14 protein-coding genes are annotated in these 15,101 nt (G+C 59.7%); 8 read left to right on the forward strand and 6 right to left on the reverse strand.

Annotation, left to right across the window (positions count from 1 at the left end):
* The first annotated feature begins 57 nt into the window (after positions 1–57).
* Complete coding sequence (gene surE / locus LVY65_RS04455; RefSeq protein WP_235066786.1) at positions 58–828, forward strand: 5'/3'-nucleotidase SurE; 771 nt, start codon at positions 58–60, stop codon at positions 826–828.
* Positions 829–917: 89 nt separating this feature from the next.
* Positions 918–2,612 carry an ABC transporter ATP-binding protein gene (locus LVY65_RS04460; RefSeq protein WP_235066787.1) on the forward strand — a complete coding sequence of 565 codons (1,695 nt, stop codon included), beginning with the start codon at positions 918–920 and terminating at the stop codon, positions 2,610–2,612.
* On the opposite strand, the gene asnB is transcribed toward LVY65_RS04460, so the two are convergent.
* Positions 2,609–4,693, reverse strand: a complete 2,085-nt coding sequence (gene asnB / locus LVY65_RS04465; RefSeq protein WP_235066788.1) for an asparagine synthase (glutamine-hydrolyzing) — start codon at positions 4,691–4,693, stop codon at positions 2,609–2,611. The genes LVY65_RS04460 and asnB overlap by 4 nt on opposite strands.
* Between asnB and LVY65_RS04470 the strand changes: the two genes are divergently transcribed.
* From LVY65_RS04470 to LVY65_RS04495, 6 genes are all read left to right on the forward strand, one after another.
* On the forward strand, positions 4,692–5,096 hold the full coding sequence (locus LVY65_RS04470; RefSeq protein WP_235066789.1) for a sugar 3,4-ketoisomerase: 405 nt from the start codon (positions 4,692–4,694) through the stop codon (positions 5,094–5,096). The two genes, asnB and LVY65_RS04470, sit on opposite strands and share 2 nt — an antisense overlap.
* Positions 5,093–6,196: a DegT/DnrJ/EryC1/StrS family aminotransferase gene (locus tag LVY65_RS04475; protein ID WP_235066790.1), complete on the forward strand. Its 1,104-nt coding sequence runs from the start codon at positions 5,093–5,095 to the stop codon at positions 6,194–6,196. Before LVY65_RS04470 ends, LVY65_RS04475 begins: the two co-directional genes overlap by 4 nt.
* Positions 6,193–7,011 carry a class I SAM-dependent methyltransferase gene (locus tag LVY65_RS04480; RefSeq protein ID WP_235066791.1) on the forward strand — a complete coding sequence of 273 codons (819 nt, stop codon included), beginning with the start codon at positions 6,193–6,195 and terminating at the stop codon, positions 7,009–7,011. Before LVY65_RS04475 ends, LVY65_RS04480 begins: the two co-directional genes overlap by 4 nt.
* Positions 7,012–7,647: a class I SAM-dependent methyltransferase gene (locus LVY65_RS04485; protein WP_235066792.1), complete on the forward strand. Its 636-nt coding sequence runs from the start codon at positions 7,012–7,014 to the stop codon at positions 7,645–7,647.
* A gap of 101 nt (positions 7,648–7,748) precedes the next feature.
* Positions 7,749–8,786: a glycosyltransferase gene (locus LVY65_RS04490; protein ID WP_235066793.1), complete on the forward strand. Its 1,038-nt coding sequence runs from the start codon at positions 7,749–7,751 to the stop codon at positions 8,784–8,786.
* Positions 8,783–10,204, forward strand: a complete 1,422-nt coding sequence (locus LVY65_RS04495) for an MATE family efflux transporter (RefSeq protein WP_235066794.1) — start codon at positions 8,783–8,785, stop codon at positions 10,202–10,204. Before LVY65_RS04490 ends, LVY65_RS04495 begins: the two co-directional genes overlap by 4 nt.
* Here LVY65_RS04495 and LVY65_RS04500 read toward each other — a convergent pair.
* The 5 genes from LVY65_RS04500 to LVY65_RS04520 form a co-directional block, all read right to left on the reverse strand.
* Complete coding sequence (locus tag LVY65_RS04500; protein WP_235066795.1) at positions 10,173–11,294, reverse strand: glycosyltransferase family 4 protein; 1,122 nt, start codon at positions 11,292–11,294, stop codon at positions 10,173–10,175. The two genes, LVY65_RS04495 and LVY65_RS04500, sit on opposite strands and share 32 nt — an antisense overlap.
* Complete coding sequence (locus tag LVY65_RS04505; protein WP_235066796.1) at positions 11,294–12,478, reverse strand: glycosyltransferase; 1,185 nt, start codon at positions 12,476–12,478, stop codon at positions 11,294–11,296. The genes LVY65_RS04500 and LVY65_RS04505 overlap by 1 nt, the downstream gene beginning before the upstream one ends.
* Before the next feature lie 11 nt (positions 12,479–12,489).
* On the reverse strand, positions 12,490–13,353 hold the full coding sequence (rfbD, locus tag LVY65_RS04510) for a dTDP-4-dehydrorhamnose reductase (protein WP_328282478.1): 864 nt from the start codon (positions 13,351–13,353) through the stop codon (positions 12,490–12,492).
* 125 nt (positions 13,354–13,478) lie between these two features.
* Complete coding sequence (locus tag LVY65_RS04515; protein ID WP_328282479.1) at positions 13,479–14,528, reverse strand: EpsG family protein; 1,050 nt, start codon at positions 14,526–14,528, stop codon at positions 13,479–13,481.
* A 78-nt stretch (positions 14,529–14,606) separates the two neighbouring features.
* The gene (locus LVY65_RS04520) at positions 14,607–15,032 is read right to left on the reverse strand and encodes a lasso peptide biosynthesis B2 protein (protein ID WP_235066799.1); all 426 of its coding nucleotides are present in this window, start codon (positions 15,030–15,032) and stop codon (positions 14,607–14,609) included.
* Positions 15,033–15,101 lie beyond the last annotated feature (69 nt).

Genomic DNA, 15,101 nt, shown 5'->3' on the forward strand with positions numbered 1-15,101 from the left:
TTGCTGATGCGCCGCAGACGGTTGTCCCAGGGCCGCACAATTTGCATAGCGACGTTTGTGCGCATCCTCCTGACCAACGATGACGGCATCCATGCGCCGGGCTTTACGGTGCTCGAATCCATTGCATCCCGTCTTTCGGAGGACGTCTGGGCAATCGCTCCCGCGGAGGAACAGTCGGGCGCCGGCCATTCGCTAACGCTTAGCCGTCCAATCCGCATGCGCCGTCATGGCGATCGAAAATTTTCGGTCAGTGGCACACCCACAGACGCCGTGATGATGGCGCTCGCCCACATCATGAAGGACAGCCCACCAGATCTCATCCTGTCCGGCGTCAACCGTGGAGCCAATCTGGCCGAAGATGTCACTTATTCGGGAACCGTCTCGGCGGCGATGGAAGGCGCGCTGGCCGGCGTCCGGTCGATCGCCTTGAGCCAGGTTTATGCGCGAGAAGGCATGGGCGACACGGTCCCGTTTGCCGCAGCCGAAGCCTGGGCGGAACGAGTGATCCGCCCGCTCGCTGACGCGCCGTTCACTCCGGGAACACTGGTAAATGTCAACTTTCCCGCGCTTTCGCCCGATGCGGTAAAGGGCATTCGAATCTGCCGACAGGGTATCCGCGACTATGGTCGTTTGCGGATCGTCGAACGAACCGACCCCAGGGGTTATCGCTATTATTGGTTCGGCCTGGCGCCAACGGTCGAAACGCCTGGGCATGTTACCGACCTGGAAGTCGTTGCGAATGGCTATATCTCGGTGACGCCATTGTTCCTGGACCTGACCCACGAGCCAGGCCTTGAACATCTGGCCGAGCGCTTCGGAGATGGCTAATGGCAGCAAGCCTCCGAACCGAGCTCGTATCTCTCTATCGTTCGCTATCGGATAGAAGGCGTCGGCAACTCGCATCGGTAGGGTTATTGATGCCCGTCACCGCAATTGCCGAAATGGTAATGGTTGCTGCTATCGTGCCATTTCTTGCGCTTCTGGCCGGCTCGCCGGCGCAATCATCTTGGCCGATTCTATTTCCGCTGCTCGAAGCGATGGCAGGAGTGGCACCTGGCAACATGTTGATTGCCTCGGCAACCCTGTTTGCACTTGCGGCGCTGGCCACCGGCCTGTTGCGCCTCGCATTGACCAGGATGAGCCAGGTTTTCGCCTTGGGCATGGGGCATGATTTGGCGGTCGGGATCCAGCGCCGGCTGCTTCACCAGCCATATCAGTTTCACCTTAGCCAACATTCCAGCGAGCTGTTGTCGTCACTCGACAAGGTCGATCACCTGATTTTCAACCTGGTGCCGCAGGCGATCCAGGCAATGAGCGCAATGCTCATCACGCTATTGATAGTCATTGTGCTGGTAAGCCTGGATCCGATGACCGCAGCGCTTGCCGTCCTACTGGTAGGCGGGCTTTACGGATTGGTTCTGGTTGCAACGCGGCGGCGGCTATCAGTACGCGCCAAGATAGTTGGATCGGCATATCAGCAGCGCCTGAAGGCGTTACAGGAGAGCCTGGGCGGAATCCGCGACGTGATCCTTGATCAGTCGCAAGATGTTCAACTCGAACGATTTCGAAAGATAGACGAGCGATTCATGCGCGCCCGCGCCGAGACCGCGTTTTTGGTTTCGGCACCTCGTTTCATGGTCGAAGCGCTAGGGCTCATGCTGATTGCCCTGCTGACAGTGATAATTTCGGGACGCCCCGGTGGGTTCCTGGCTGCACTGCCTGTCATTGGGGCAATGGCTTTGGGCGCGCAGCGGCTGTTGCCGCTGATTAACCAGCTCTACTCCGGTTGGGCCAATCTCACCGCGTCCCGCCCAATCATTGCCGAAGTGGCAGCACTCGCGGGGCTCCCGTTTCAGGAAAGCCACGAACAGCAAAGCGCCCCCATGGCGCTGATCAACTCCATAAAATTCGATGATGTAAGTTTCCAATATGCCGACCGATCTCGGCCCGCGCTCCACAACCTAAGCCTGACAATCCCAAAGGGCGCACGCGCTGCAATTGTCGGCCCAACCGGGAGCGGCAAAAGCACGCTTGCCGACCTGCTGATGGGGCTGATCGAGCCCAATGACGGTTGGGTCCGGATCGATGGTGTGGCGCTGACGGACGAGAGTCTTGGTGCATGGCGCCAGTCAATCGCACATGTGCCGCAGGCCATTTTCTTGGAAGACGCAAGCATCGCCGACAATATTGCTCGTGGATCGCCCGGGGTTGAGAAGGACATGATGAAGCTGCGCCGATCAGCCGAGACCGCACAACTGGCAGACTTCATCGAATCCTTGCCCGACGGATATGAAACGCAAGTCGGAGAACGAGGCGTGCGGCTTTCGGGCGGTCAGCGTCAGAGGCTGGGGCTCGCCCGGGCCATCTACAAAAACGCGCCGGTGCTTGTGCTCGACGAGGCAACCAATGCGCTCGACGAAGCTACAGAGGCGAGCTTCTTCCGAGCGCTCGATCAGCTCGGTGCTCAAGGCCGCACGATTATCATCGTCGCTCACCGGAGCTCGACCATCGACGGCTGCGACCTGATTCTTCGACTCGACCAGGGGCGCTTGGTCGTTACTGGCAGTCGCGAGCCATTGTTTGGCGAACAGGCTTCGGCGGGCAGCTGCTAGGCGGCAAGCGCCATCGGCCGCCTTTGTTCGCGTAACCAGGCCTGGAACATCAAAATTGCCCAAAGCGCTGGCGTGGAGTCTCGTTGTCCGTGAAGATGGGCGAGCCAGCGGCGCTGAACGACATCGGGGTCGAACCAGCCCTCCTCGCTCATTTGGGCCCGGTCGAGCAGCTCCTCGGCCCAGGGACGAAGGGGTCCTTTGATCCATTGGCCGACTGGGATCGCAAAGCCTGCCTTCGGCCGCTCAAACAAGCATCGCGGAGCCTCACGGTAGAGTAGCTTGCGAAGAATGTCCTTGCCGCGCCCACGGCGCAGTTTGAAGCCAAGCGGAATGCGCGCGGCAATTGCCGCGACCCTGTGGTCGAGATACGGCATTCGGGATTCCAAGCTGACCGCCATCGACGCCCGGTCGACCTTGCACAGGATATCGTCGGGTAGATAGTCGGTAGCGTCGCGGTACATCATCCTCATTGGCGCTGGCAGGTAGGAGCCAAGACCGGCCTCTGCTTGCGCAACATGGGCATCGTCATCCCCCAGAACTGGCGCATCCTCGCCCCACCATTCATCGAGGAATCCGCTGAGCAACTCGTCGGTGCCTGCGGCATGGCCCATTATCCGGAAGGACTTTTGAATCTTGCCCCCGAAATTGGGTTGATGGCTCTTCAAGCCGGCACGAGCCGCGCCATCCCAAAAGCCTGAAGGAATTGCGCTGAGTGCATTGCCGGCCATTGCGCGCATCGACGGGCCCATGCGCCCGAACTGCTTCCATGCGTTGGCCAGTCCCAAATAGCGGTTATATCCTCCGAATAGCTCATCACCCCCATCGCCCGACAGCGCGACCGTCACCTCCGTCCGAGCGAATGCGCTGATCAGATAGGTTGGTATCTGTGAGGAATCGGCGAAAGGCTCGCCGTAGATCGTGGGCAGTTTAGGGATAACATCCTGTGCATCGCGACAGGTGACATAAAGTTCATGATGCTGTGTTCCGAAATGCCGCGCCACTTCCCGTGATGCCGGCGCTTCGTCGTAGGCCGGATCTTCAAATCCAAGTGTGTAGGTGCGGACCGGCTGCGCCGTATATTTCTGGTAAAGCGCGACAATCGTCGATGAATCGATTCCGCCGGAGAGGAATGCGCCAACAGGCACATCGGCCAGCGATTGACCGATCACCGCTTGCGACAAGGCCGCTTCAAGCTCTTCGAGAGCGACACTCTCATGCTCGAAAGGCATGGCCAGCCCGTCACATATGGTCTGTCGATATGACCAGTAACGCTCCAGCCCAAGGTGTGGGTTGGCGTAACCGGGTTGAGGTGGACTTGCCGGTTCATACTCGGCAACGTCGACCGAGGCACTGAGAATGCAGCCAGGCTGCAATTTGAAAATTTGCTCGTAAATCGACAGCGGAGCGGGGACATAATTATGGGCAGCGAACCGTCGCAATGCTCCGCGATCGATGCGATTATCGAAGCGCGGGTGAAGCCGGATCGCCGGCAATTCTGACGCGAAGACGAAATCGCCCCCTACCCAGCCGTAATAAAGGGGCCTTTCGCCAAACCTGTCCCGCACAAGGTGAAGCTTGCGTTCTTTCACATCCCAAAGTGAAAAGGCGAACATGCCGACGCAGCGCGTCAGGGCAGCCGTCAGACCCCAGCACGCAATTGCCTCCACCAGTGTTTCTGTGTCGCTATGACCACGCCAAGGCCGCGGACCGAAGCCGGTCTCGATCTCACGCCGGATTTCGGCATGATTGTAGATTTCGCCATTGTAGCTCAGCAAGTATCGGCCGTTGGCCGACTTCATCGGTTGATGACCGGCTGGCGACAAGTCGACGACCGCCAGTCGCCGATGCCCGACGCCAATCCGCCCACTGTCGTCGACCCAGGTACCTTCATCATCGGGACCGCGATGACGCAGCCTCTCGGTCATCGCCCGCAGCGTATCTGCCGCAACCGGCCGTGAGGATATGATGCCGGCAATTCCGCACATGGTCCGAGCACATTCCCCCCTTGAAACTGCCCGGTCAAGCGGACCAAGGGCACCACGCGTTGCCTTGTCGTTCTTTCTGTCGGAAGAGAAAGCCATGCTTCCCTCCCTGTCGCATCACCAGAGTTTCAAAGATGAGCGAGGGGCGCTTACCTTTGCCCAGGTTGGAAGCGGCCTGCCCTTCGCTCCACAACGTTATTTTCTGGTCTTCGACGTGCCACCCGGCACGAAGCGTGGCGGCCACGCGCATCTGCGATGCGAACAATATCTCGTCGCAGTGTGCGGAACGGTGCTGGTAACCCTGGACGATGGTCGGGAACGGTCCGAATATCTGCTGGAGCGTCCCGACCAAGGACTTCACGTTCCAGCGGGAATTTGGGGCGAGCAGCATTATGTGGGCAAAGATGCTTGCCTGCTGGTGCTTGCCTCCGACACCTATGACAGCAACGACTATCTTTCCGACTATGCCGAGTACGTCGCGTTTAGAAAGGGCCAGCCTTGATCCCGCTATTGGATGTCGGCGCGACCTATGAGGAACTGCGAGAGAAAATAGACCGCGCCGTACGTGAGGTGCTTGAATCCGGATGGTACATCGGCGGACCTCCGGTCGAACGGTTCGAGGAGCAATATGCCCGCTATTGCGGCGCCAGCCACTGCATCGGCGTCGGGAATGGGCTTGAAGCATTGGCGCTGTCGCTTCGCGCGCTCGATATCGGTCCGGGCGACGAGGTTATCGTTCCATCCAATACCTACATCGCAACGTGGCTTGCGGTGTCGATGGTTGGCGCAATCCCTGTACCGGTGGAGCCCGATGAAGCCACCCATTGCATCGATCCCGCAGGAATTTCCGAAGCAATAACCGAACTCACGCGGTGCATCATGCCGGTCCATCTTTATGGCCATCCCTGCGCCATGGACGAGATCATAAGCATCGCGCGAATCCATGGCCTGGTGGTGGTCGAGGATGCTGCACAGGCCCATGGCGCGGCGCTGGGCAAGCGCAAGATCGGCAGCCACGGCGATGCCGTTGCCTGGAGTTTCTACCCCACCAAGAACCTGGGCGCCTTTGGCGATGCGGGTGCCGTTACGACCAACAGGACGGACATCGCGGAAAGGCTGCGCCTGTTGCGCAACTATGGATCGAACGCCAAGAACGTCCATGAGGTCAAAGGCGTAAACAGTCGGCTGGACCCGATCCAGGCGGCCATCCTGTCGGCCAAGCTCGAGTATCTCGACGAATGGCAGCAGCGCCGCCAGCGGGTCGCGAACCGCTATGCGGATCTATTTGCAGGATCCAATCGTGTTATTGCGCCAACCACTAGCACTGGCGTGCTACCGGCATGGCATCTCTACGTGATCCGGGTCGACAATCGGGACTTTGTGTCGGCGCGACTTGATCAACGTGGAATCGCCAGCATGCCGCACTATCCCACCCCGCCATTTCTTCAGCAGGCCTATGCGGAAATGAAGACCGAAGCTGGCCGCTGGCCACTAGCGACGAGGCTCGCCGATACGGTGTTGTCGATCCCGATGGGCCCGCACATGAAACCGGGCGATATCGAGCAGGTGGCCGAAGCGGTGCTGCAAGCGGTAGAGGCATGACGGAGCAAACCGTTGCCCCTCGATCCTCGGCATTCGAGGCGCTTCGACTTGCCGAAATTCAAGATGCGATCATTCTTATGCGCAAGCATGGCCGAACATCGGGCGACCTACTCGAAATCGGCGCCGGCACAGGCTGGCAGGCGCAAGCGCTGAGCCAGGCGGGATATCGGGTGGAGGCCATCGATCTTCCCGCCCATTCGGCCAACAGCGGTCACGCACGCAACCGGAAGTGGCCGATCCGCGACTATGATGGGATGAACATCCCCTATGGCGACGCCAGCTTTGACATAATTTACAGCTCAAACGTGCTGGAACACGTCGCCGACCTCGACGCGTTGACCAACGAGATGGAGCGGGTGCTTCGCCCTGACGGCATTGCGCTGCACCTATTGCCCAACCCTCAGTGGCGTATCTTATCCCTTGCTACCTACTATCCCGGCCAGGCCATCGATCTGCTGCGCTACCTAAGGAAGCGCGCATCTTCTGCCCGTGCAGCCCGAAAGGAGGTCGACCCGAAAACTCATCGGTCAGGCAGCACATCGCTGCCCGGTAAGGCATTGAAGCGGCTTGTGCCGCCTGCCCACGGATCAGTTGGCAACGCCTTCAGCGAGATAAGCCGCTTTTCCCGCAAAAGTTGGGATCGTTTTTTTCAACAACGCGGCTGGGAAATTATCGAATATCGCAACAATGGCTTGATTGCGTCAGGGGACTATCTGCTGGGATCCCTGCTCGACATGGCGGCTCGGCGCCGAATTGGCGGGTTGGTCGGCGGGATCGCGCATGTGTATCTGCTTCGGCGGCAACGGAGCGACTGAATGAGCGCGTATTACGAACAAAATTATCGGTCTTTCCTTCCCGTCGACCGCCAAGCAGCGATCCTCGACATTGGCTGCGGCCGGGGCGATTTCGTGCGATACCTTCACAGTCTCGGCTACCGTAATATCACTGCGGTCGACATGGACGAGGACGTGATCGCCACGTTGCAGGGCTTCGAGGGAGTCACTGCGCGTCGGCAAGAAATCACCGATCAGTTGCCCGCCCAGCTGTCAGGCCCTTGGGACCTGATCGTCATCAGGCAGATGATTTACTACCTTGACCGACGTCAGGCGCCTGTTTTCGTCCGCTCGCTTGCCGGCTCTCTCAATGCCGACGGCCGAGTGATAGTCGAGATATTCAACGGCGCGCTGCTTTCCAGTCGTTTCACCGAGCTGAAGGATCCCGCGATCCTCACCGCCTATACCGAACTGGGGCTTAGGCGATTGCTTGAATGGAATGGATTGAGTGTCGAGCGGCTGGTCGGTGCGCAATCGGGCGGAAGCTGGCTTTATCGCTTGCTTCAGTGGTTGGAGTTCCGGATTTATCGACTGCTTCTGATGCTGGAACGTGGACGCGACGACGAATTGCCCAGTATCGGGCGAAAATCGATCATCGCCGTAGCCCGGCGCGGCTGAACATGCGGGTCCTGCACGTCTGGGACAATTATGCGCCAGGACTATTTGATCAGAGCTTTGCTATTTGCCGCGAAGAAGGGCTCGTGGCGGCGCTGGTTTGCATGAATCTGATCGATGAGTCCGGTCCAACCGATATCCGCTTCCTTCGGCGCGTCGATCGAGCGGGTCCCTCCCGAAGCTTCGCGGCACGGATGCAAAGGCGCCTCCACCGCTTCATCGACGAACGCGCCTTTCGCCGGCTGGTTCGCAATGAAATCGCACGATTTCAACCTGATGCAATGCACATCCACTATGGCACAACAGGTGCGTTGCTGGCCCCCGATCCGGAAATCCTTCGGAAACCGTTTCTCGTGTCATTCTATGGGTTCGATATCTCCCAAAGCGTCCAGGATGCACGCACAAGTGCGGCGTATCGCCGGATGATGCATCACCGGCCGCTGGTCCACATCCTTTGTAAGGAGGCGGCGCGGCGCGCAATCGGCATGGGCGCCCCACCCGCCAATATAGTCGATGCCAACCTGCCACTTCCGCTCGAACGCTACCCCTATGTCGGTACTGACGGCCCACTTCATCGCTGGCTGATCCCTGCCCGTTTCGTCGAAAAGAAGGGGCATGAAATTCTGTTCAAGGCATTTGCCTTGCACCTTAAGCGCCATCCCGGCCATCTCCTCACATGTTGGGGCTATGGCGATGACGACAGGCTTCGCGGACTTGCCCAATCACTTGGCCTGGAATCGTCGGTCAGCGTTATCAACAATGAGGCCGGAGGTCCCTTCGACGCAGCCTATCTCGAACAACTCCGCCGACATGACGCGGTCCTCGCTCCCTCGATCCGCGCGACGCGTGGCGACGACGAGGGCGGCCCGGCGCTCACCGCGGTTCTAGCCCAGGTCGCCGGCAAGCCCGTGATTCTGTCCGACTTCCCCGGCAGCGAGCGATCGGTGACCGACGGCGTCGAGGGATTGATCGTACCGCAAGGCGACGTTGAGGCCCTGGCCGCGGCGATGGACCGTCTGGCGGCCGATCCAAGGCTTGCCAGGATGATGGGAGGCGCCGGCCGTGATCGAGCGGTACGCGAATTCAGCAGGAAGGCTTATCGCGACGCGTTGATCGGCTGGTATCAAAGGCTGGCTGCATGACGCGAACCGTCGGGTCTGCCGTAACCCGGGGTGGCCTGCTAAGTCTCACTCGCCTGCTCACCGGCATCGTTCGGGTCAAGGTAGTCGCTCTGGCGCTCGGGGCCGCAGGCGTAGGCGAATATGCGATCTTGCTCCAACTGTACCTGACCGGCGTTGCAGCCGTTTCGATGAGCCTGGCAGTCCCGATCATCAACCTTGGCCGGCCCAGGCTCGTTGCTAATCAGATCAATGAAGCAGGCAGTGTTGCCGGAACCTCGCTTGTGGTCGTTGGGGCCAATGCGCTTCTGCTGGCCCTGCTCGCGGCGGCATTTGGGGACACATTGCTCGCGCAGCTCGGCGTCGGCGGCGCCGCCCCGATCCTCGTCTGGCCGATCGTCGCGGCAATCGTCATCAGCGCCTGCTCGGGAGCCTTCTGGGAGGGCATCAGCTACCTATGCGACCGCTTCGACATCTACGTGCGGGTCGGGATGATTGGCGCAGTTGCCGACATGGTTTTGGTTGCCGGTGCCGCGGCCGCCTTTGGACTTCAGGGGGCGGTCATTGCGCTGCCAATCGGAACGGCGGTCATGTTCGGAGCCTATGCAATATCTATTGGCCGCGATCCGACGGCGCGTGAGCTGCTCCGAAACCTGTCAGCCAAGGTCAGCCTATTGCCTCATTTGCTCTCCTACTCGGCGATGATGTTTTTGACCGTTGCGCTCACCAACGCTGGATCAACCTTCCTCCGATCGCGGGTGCTTGTCGAAGCGGGCGCTACCGCAAACGGCTATCTGCAGGCTGTCACCAGCCTCTCGAGCTACCTGCTCGCCTTCGTCATGACCGGCTTTTGGGGGCATCTCCACGCGCGTGCTGCGGCCGAAGGAGATACGGCAGTGGCACGCCACGAATTGGCCAAGTCGCTTGAACTCGGCCTGCTCATTTCGTTCACTGGCTGCGGCGCGGCAGCCGTGCTGGCGCCATTCCTCATTCCCCTATTCTATTCTCATGAGTTCCTAGGGGCGACCGACCAGCTCATTTTCTACATACCTGGCGAATTTTGCTTCCAGCTGCTCTCGATGTTCACCGCCTACCAGCTGACCGTAAGCCTGAAGCGCAACTATCTGGCATTCACACTCGGTTACATTACGCTGCTCGTCGTGGCAGGTGCCCTGCTGATTCCCATGACCGGCGGCACCGGCTATGTCGCCGCACACGTTGGCGCGTCGGTAGTGATGCTCGGTGCGGCCGGCCTGGTCAGCTGGCGCAGGGGCCAGATCAGCGGTAGATTTCTCTCGACAATCGGAATCTTGGTAGTGGCATTGAGTGCGGTTTGCTTAGGCCTGCTCCATGTCCGCCAATTCGGCAATTCGCCCGTCAACCTGCTTCCCGCGCTCGTGCCATTCGCGATCAGCGGATACCTTGTGCTGAAGCGGCTGTAGCGTGGGCGGATGGAGCCAAATCCCCCATTGCCGCCAACTTGAGAATTTCGACAAGCCGGGGCGCTTGGCTGGCGACTGAGAATTTTGCTTCGGCGATGCTGCGTCCAACGCTGCCAAGCCTAAATCGCATCGCGGGGTCGGAGATTAAGCGAGTCAACGCATCACGCCATTCCGGTTCGTCGGTCGCAAGGAAGCCATTTTCGCTTTCAATGACAATCTCTCGGTTGACTCCGACGGGAGATGCCACGACCGGCAGCCCGCAAGCCATATATTGAATGAGTTTGTAGCCGCTTTTTCCACGTTCGAATGGGCCATCGAAGAGGGGCATGATCCCGATGTCCATGCGTTGAACCTCGGCGACCTCGGTGGCTTCATTCCATTCGACTAGCTCAAGGCCGGGGAAGCGGTCGCGCTCCGCCGCTGGCCCCGCACCAACCACCCGGACGCAAACGTCCTGCTCTGCGCATAAATGTTGAAGCAGCGGAAGGAGCGGCCGGACGTTTGGCCATGTCGTCGGCGACCCGATCCAGCCAATAACAACTGGCCCTTTGCCCGGTTTCTGGACCAGGGGTTTGTAGACTGCGGTGTCGACCACGGTCGGAATGACGACGCTGTTTGAACAATAGCGGGCAGCATATTCGCGGAGATAGCCATTGCCGCAGCAACAAGCCGATGCTCGATCAAGCAGGCTTGCGAACTTCCCCCCAAGAAACCCACGAACCAACGGGCTCGCGCTGTCATCATATTGGTGGAAAAATGCATCATCGAGATCGTAGACAATCGGCCTTTGCCTACTGGAGAAAAAGCGCTCCAGGAAAGCCGGAAAATAGGGAAATAGGTCCGAATAGACCCACATGACGTCATAATAATCCGGACGGAAAAGCTGTCGCATGCGACGTGCGTAATGTCCGGCGATCCGCCATCGCGGATAAGGCTCTCCCCGCACTAAACTCTGCACATAATCGTCCGGTAGCAGCCAATGATAATCCACCTCGATTCCAGCGCCGCTGAGGTGCGGAATATATTGTAGCAGGCGCTGCCTTGTACTGGCCGCCTGAGGGCCATAGCGAGCGAAGGCCAGCACGCGCATTACCGCTGGCCTTCCAAAAGCTCTTGATAGGCCTCCGCGTAGCGGGCGGCCCCTCGTTCCAAAGTGAATAGCTCTAGGGCGACCTGCCTGCATCGCTCCTGAAGGCCCTGTTCGCGTGAGAGGCCTACGAGGCGGCCAATCCCTTCGCGCAGTGCAGGTTCGGATAAATCGCTTACCGCGACACCGACGCGACGGCCGTTGAGTATCGCGGCCATGTCCCCAACGCCCTCATTTCCAAGCACCGGCACGCCGCAGCCAAGATATTCGGCGAGCTTCGTCGGCGCACTGGCGATTTTCGAGTAAAGCGGTTTGATCAGCGCCATGCCCGCGCTCATCCGCCCAATCAGCCGAGGCATTTCGCGATGGTCGGCTGCAACAATCTCGATCGCAGAAAGGTCTATTCCAAGTGCGCTTGCGCTATCGAGGATATGTTCTTTTTCATCTCGGTTGACGACCAGCAATTGGGCGTCCGATTCCAGTTCCTTGAGGTAGTTGAAGCAGCGCAACATGTCATCGAGCTGGTACCATGTCCCTACCGACCCAACGTAACCTAGCACGAACGGATCGGACGCCGGGGGACGCTCGATGGTGAAGCGATCCAGGTCGGCACAGGTTGGGATGACGGAAATCGGTGGTGCATTGTCTCGAAGATATTCGAAGCGCCGGATTTCCTCCTCCGATGCGTGGGTCAATGTGATGACCCGGTCCGCCGCCTTTAAGAAGCGGCGCTCCAATGACTTGGATGTTCTATAGAGCCATCCGTTCGCCGGCCACAGGCCTCCGTCAACCCGTTCATCCGCCCATAGCCCGCGCATGTCGAACAGGAATTTGGCGCCTGAAGCTCGTTTGACTCCCAACGCGATGAGCGCTGCGACGTAACTGCGCGCATGGACTATGTTCAGCTTATGGCGCCACGCCAACGCGATCGCTAGCGCCGTCCCCACGGCGACGTCATAAGCGGTCGCTAGTGCGGTCGGGCTCTTATGGTAGCGCAGCGGGTGCCATCGAATTCCCGCCTCTGAAATTCGGCGCGCCGTTGAGACACGCCGCACGCTATCGCGCCAATCCCGCGTCTTTTCATAGCTAATCAGGTGAATTTGCCGCCCGCTAGCAAGCCTTTCCAGGTAAGCGAGCACCTGTGACTGGCCGAGTGGCTCCAACATGCCGTCATAACTGATGTACAAGATGCCTGGGGTCACCGCGCAGCTGCCAGTCGCTGGACGACTTCGGCTACCGAGTTCCGCCATTCTGGAAGCCGGATTCCGAAATCGCGTTCAAACTTGCTGCAGTCGAGGATTGAAATTCGTGGGCGCTTGGCCCTGCCCGGCCAATCATCGCTTTCGATCGGCTCGACCTTGGCAACATGCAGGCCGAGGCGGTTTCGGACGGCCATCACTTCGCATGCCAGTTCATATCGACTTGCTTCGCCGGAGCCGGCGAGATGGTAAGTCGATCCTTGCCCATCCCAGCGATCGAGCAAGGCGATCAGCGCATCCGACAGATCCATGGCTGACGTTGGGCTGCCGCGCTGATCCGCGACGACGCTCAATTCGCCTCGGGATTCTGCTGCCTCGTATATCGACTTTACGAAGTTGCGACCGAAGTGGCTGTAGATCCATGCAGTACGCAGGATCATATGCTTCGGGTTGGCAGCGCTTACCTGCTCCTCTCCCTCCAGCTTCGATCGCCCATAAACCCCAAGCGGCGCGGTCCGCGCGTCCTCGATCAATGCGCCCGTCACCGAGCCGTCGAAGACGTAATCGGTCGAAAGGTGAATGACAGGTATGTCCAACGCCCGCGCAGCAGAGGCGATCTCTCCAGCTGCCTCGGCATTGATCCGGAATGCCCGGCCGGGTTCCACTTCCGCTCCGTCGACATCGGTATATGCGGCGGCGTTGATTACGATGTGCGGCCCGAATTGGCGGATGGCAGCGTCGGCCGATCCAGGGCATTCCAGGTCAAGCTCAGGCCGCCCCAGCGCGATCAATTCAAGCTTGGAGGCGCGTTCGGCAAGGCTGCGGGCGAGTTGCCCGCTCCTTCCCATCACCATCACCCTCATGCCGGCGACCCGATACCTTTCACTTGAACGCTCCGTCAGTCAGCCGGGACGATTGCGCTCGCCTGCCGGAAATGGACACTAGTCCGCGCCAAGGCGCTGCCGCAACCCAAGCGGCCCCCTGAGCTTCACCCGAGCAGGCCCGGGTAAATTTTATATGGCACCCAATATTGCGCGTGAGCGGCAAAGTTCAGCCAGGTGAACATCACCGCCATCGCGTAAAATACGATCACCGCCCGACCCGCCTGATGGTTCTTGAACAGAAAGGAGACGCGGGGCAGCACCGCGATCTGGAGCGGTATAAGATAAAGGGAAAGACGATCGACGGCGGTCGACGATGCCAGGACAATCAAAAGCACTGGCATCAACAATGACGCCAGTGAGAAATATTGCCAAACGCCTGCTTCGCCCTCGTCGAACCGGAGCCGTCGGCGGAACAGCAGGAAAATAACCGCTGGAACCAGGTTCATCGTGACCCGGATCGCCGCTCCCTGGGACGAATATTCGGACTCGATGTAGTTACGGACAAATCCTTCGACCGAATCCGCGAGGAAAAGGTCGTAGAAAAGGTAACAGCTGGCAATGCCGGCAAGCGCATTGAGGAACTTGTTTCGCTGCCCGGCGAAGATCACCAAAGGCAGGACGACGACCGCGGTTTTGTGGAACAGTGCCGCCGCTGCGACATAGAGGGCGAAGCGGGCTATCGACGCTCCCCGCTTTAGAGCGGCGAGCCCGCCCATCAATATGCCGATTGCGACTGCCTGGCGGGTGTAACCCATAGCGACGACGACGATCAGGTAAGGCATGGCAACAACGAAAGCGAGCCACGGGTCGGGTTGCGCTCGGACGAACCGATAGAGGCCCCAGGTAAAGATCAGGGCGCAAATGAGGTTCAGCGCCCAGATCTCGGCACCCGTCTGCCTGACGCACCAGCTCACCAGTTGGTAGCCGGGGTCGCCAATAGCCAGGACACGGCCAAGGTCGGCCAAGCCGGCATATGAGTAGAGGAATTTGTAAGTCCGCCAGTCGGCGCCAACCTCGTAGCGAAGGCCGATTGCCATCCAAATTAGGACAGCCCCAACTAGCAGGGCCGTCGGTGCGGGCTGGCGGGTGGTCCCGCCGCGTCGCAGCAGGGCCCCGGAGGCAAAAAAGGCGAACAACAGCCAGTAGACAAGCAAAGAACGCCACCTCCAGCACGGCCGGAGCCGGGAACCAAAAACTCTAGGAGCGACGCAATCGTGCGTCCAGCGTGGTGGCTACGCCGCCTCTGCCGGAAAGGTCGCCACACATGCGTGAGTGCCGGCTTCCGCCTCGCCGATCAGGATTTGGCCGTCCATGCTGACCCAAGCATGGGCAGAAATTTCCCCATCGCCGCTGCGCACCCCATAGTGAAGCTGCGCCGCGTGTCCTCGACGCCGGAGCATCCAAAGCACCGCCAGGCTTTGCTGAATACAGACTAATCGCAACGGAAGCCGCCGAGCTGCGCGCTGCACTGCAGTCACCGCCTGACGGGCGTCTGACTTCGCATCCGAACGCCGCCTGTCGAACCCACGCCAAGCGGCTGTCTTCGCGCTTATCCGGAACGGAAGGAGCGCAATTATTGCGGCGGCCAGTACCAACGCTGTCGAGGCCTCCGCAACGCGGAGATAGTCGCGCAAGAGAGGGCTTCGTTTTCCGGTCATTTAGCGATGGCGATCATCAAATCGTCTTAAACGACTTGAGCACAGTCCCAAAATCGCAGCGCACCGATT

It is taken from the genome of Sphingomonas cremea, assembly GCF_021502585.1.
GTDB classification, from domain to species: Bacteria; Pseudomonadota; Alphaproteobacteria; order Sphingomonadales; family Sphingomonadaceae; genus Sphingomicrobium; species Sphingomicrobium cremea.

Excerpts from the sequence above, each read along its gene's own strand:
- LVY65_RS04460 (WP_235066787.1), top strand. The coding sequence starts at position 918 with ATGCCCGTCACCGCAATTGCCGAAATGGTAATGGTTGCTGCTATCGTG.
- LVY65_RS04470 (WP_235066789.1), top strand. The coding sequence starts at position 4,692 with ATGCTTCCCTCCCTGTCGCATCACCAGAGTTTCAAAGATGAGCGAGGG.
- asnB (WP_235066788.1), bottom strand. The coding sequence starts at position 4,693 with ATGGCTTTCTCTTCCGACAGAAAGAACGACAAGGCAACGCGTGGTGCC.
- LVY65_RS04480 (WP_235066791.1), top strand. The coding sequence starts at position 6,193 with ATGACGGAGCAAACCGTTGCCCCTCGATCCTCGGCATTCGAGGCGCTT.
- LVY65_RS04485 (WP_235066792.1), top strand. The coding sequence starts at position 7,012 with ATGAGCGCGTATTACGAACAAAATTATCGGTCTTTCCTTCCCGTCGAC.
- LVY65_RS04490 (WP_235066793.1), top strand. The coding sequence starts at position 7,749 with ATGAATCTGATCGATGAGTCCGGTCCAACCGATATCCGCTTCCTTCGG.
- LVY65_RS04495 (WP_235066794.1), top strand. The coding sequence starts at position 8,783 with ATGACGCGAACCGTCGGGTCTGCCGTAACCCGGGGTGGCCTGCTAAGT.
- LVY65_RS04500 (WP_235066795.1), bottom strand. The coding sequence starts at position 11,294 with ATGCGCGTGCTGGCCTTCGCTCGCTATGGCCCTCAGGCGGCCAGTACA.
- rfbD (WP_328282478.1), bottom strand. The coding sequence starts at position 13,353 with ATGAGGGTGATGGTGATGGGAAGGAGCGGGCAACTCGCCCGCAGCCTT.
- LVY65_RS04520 (WP_235066799.1), bottom strand. The coding sequence starts at position 15,032 with ATGACCGGAAAACGAAGCCCTCTCTTGCGCGACTATCTCCGCGTTGCG.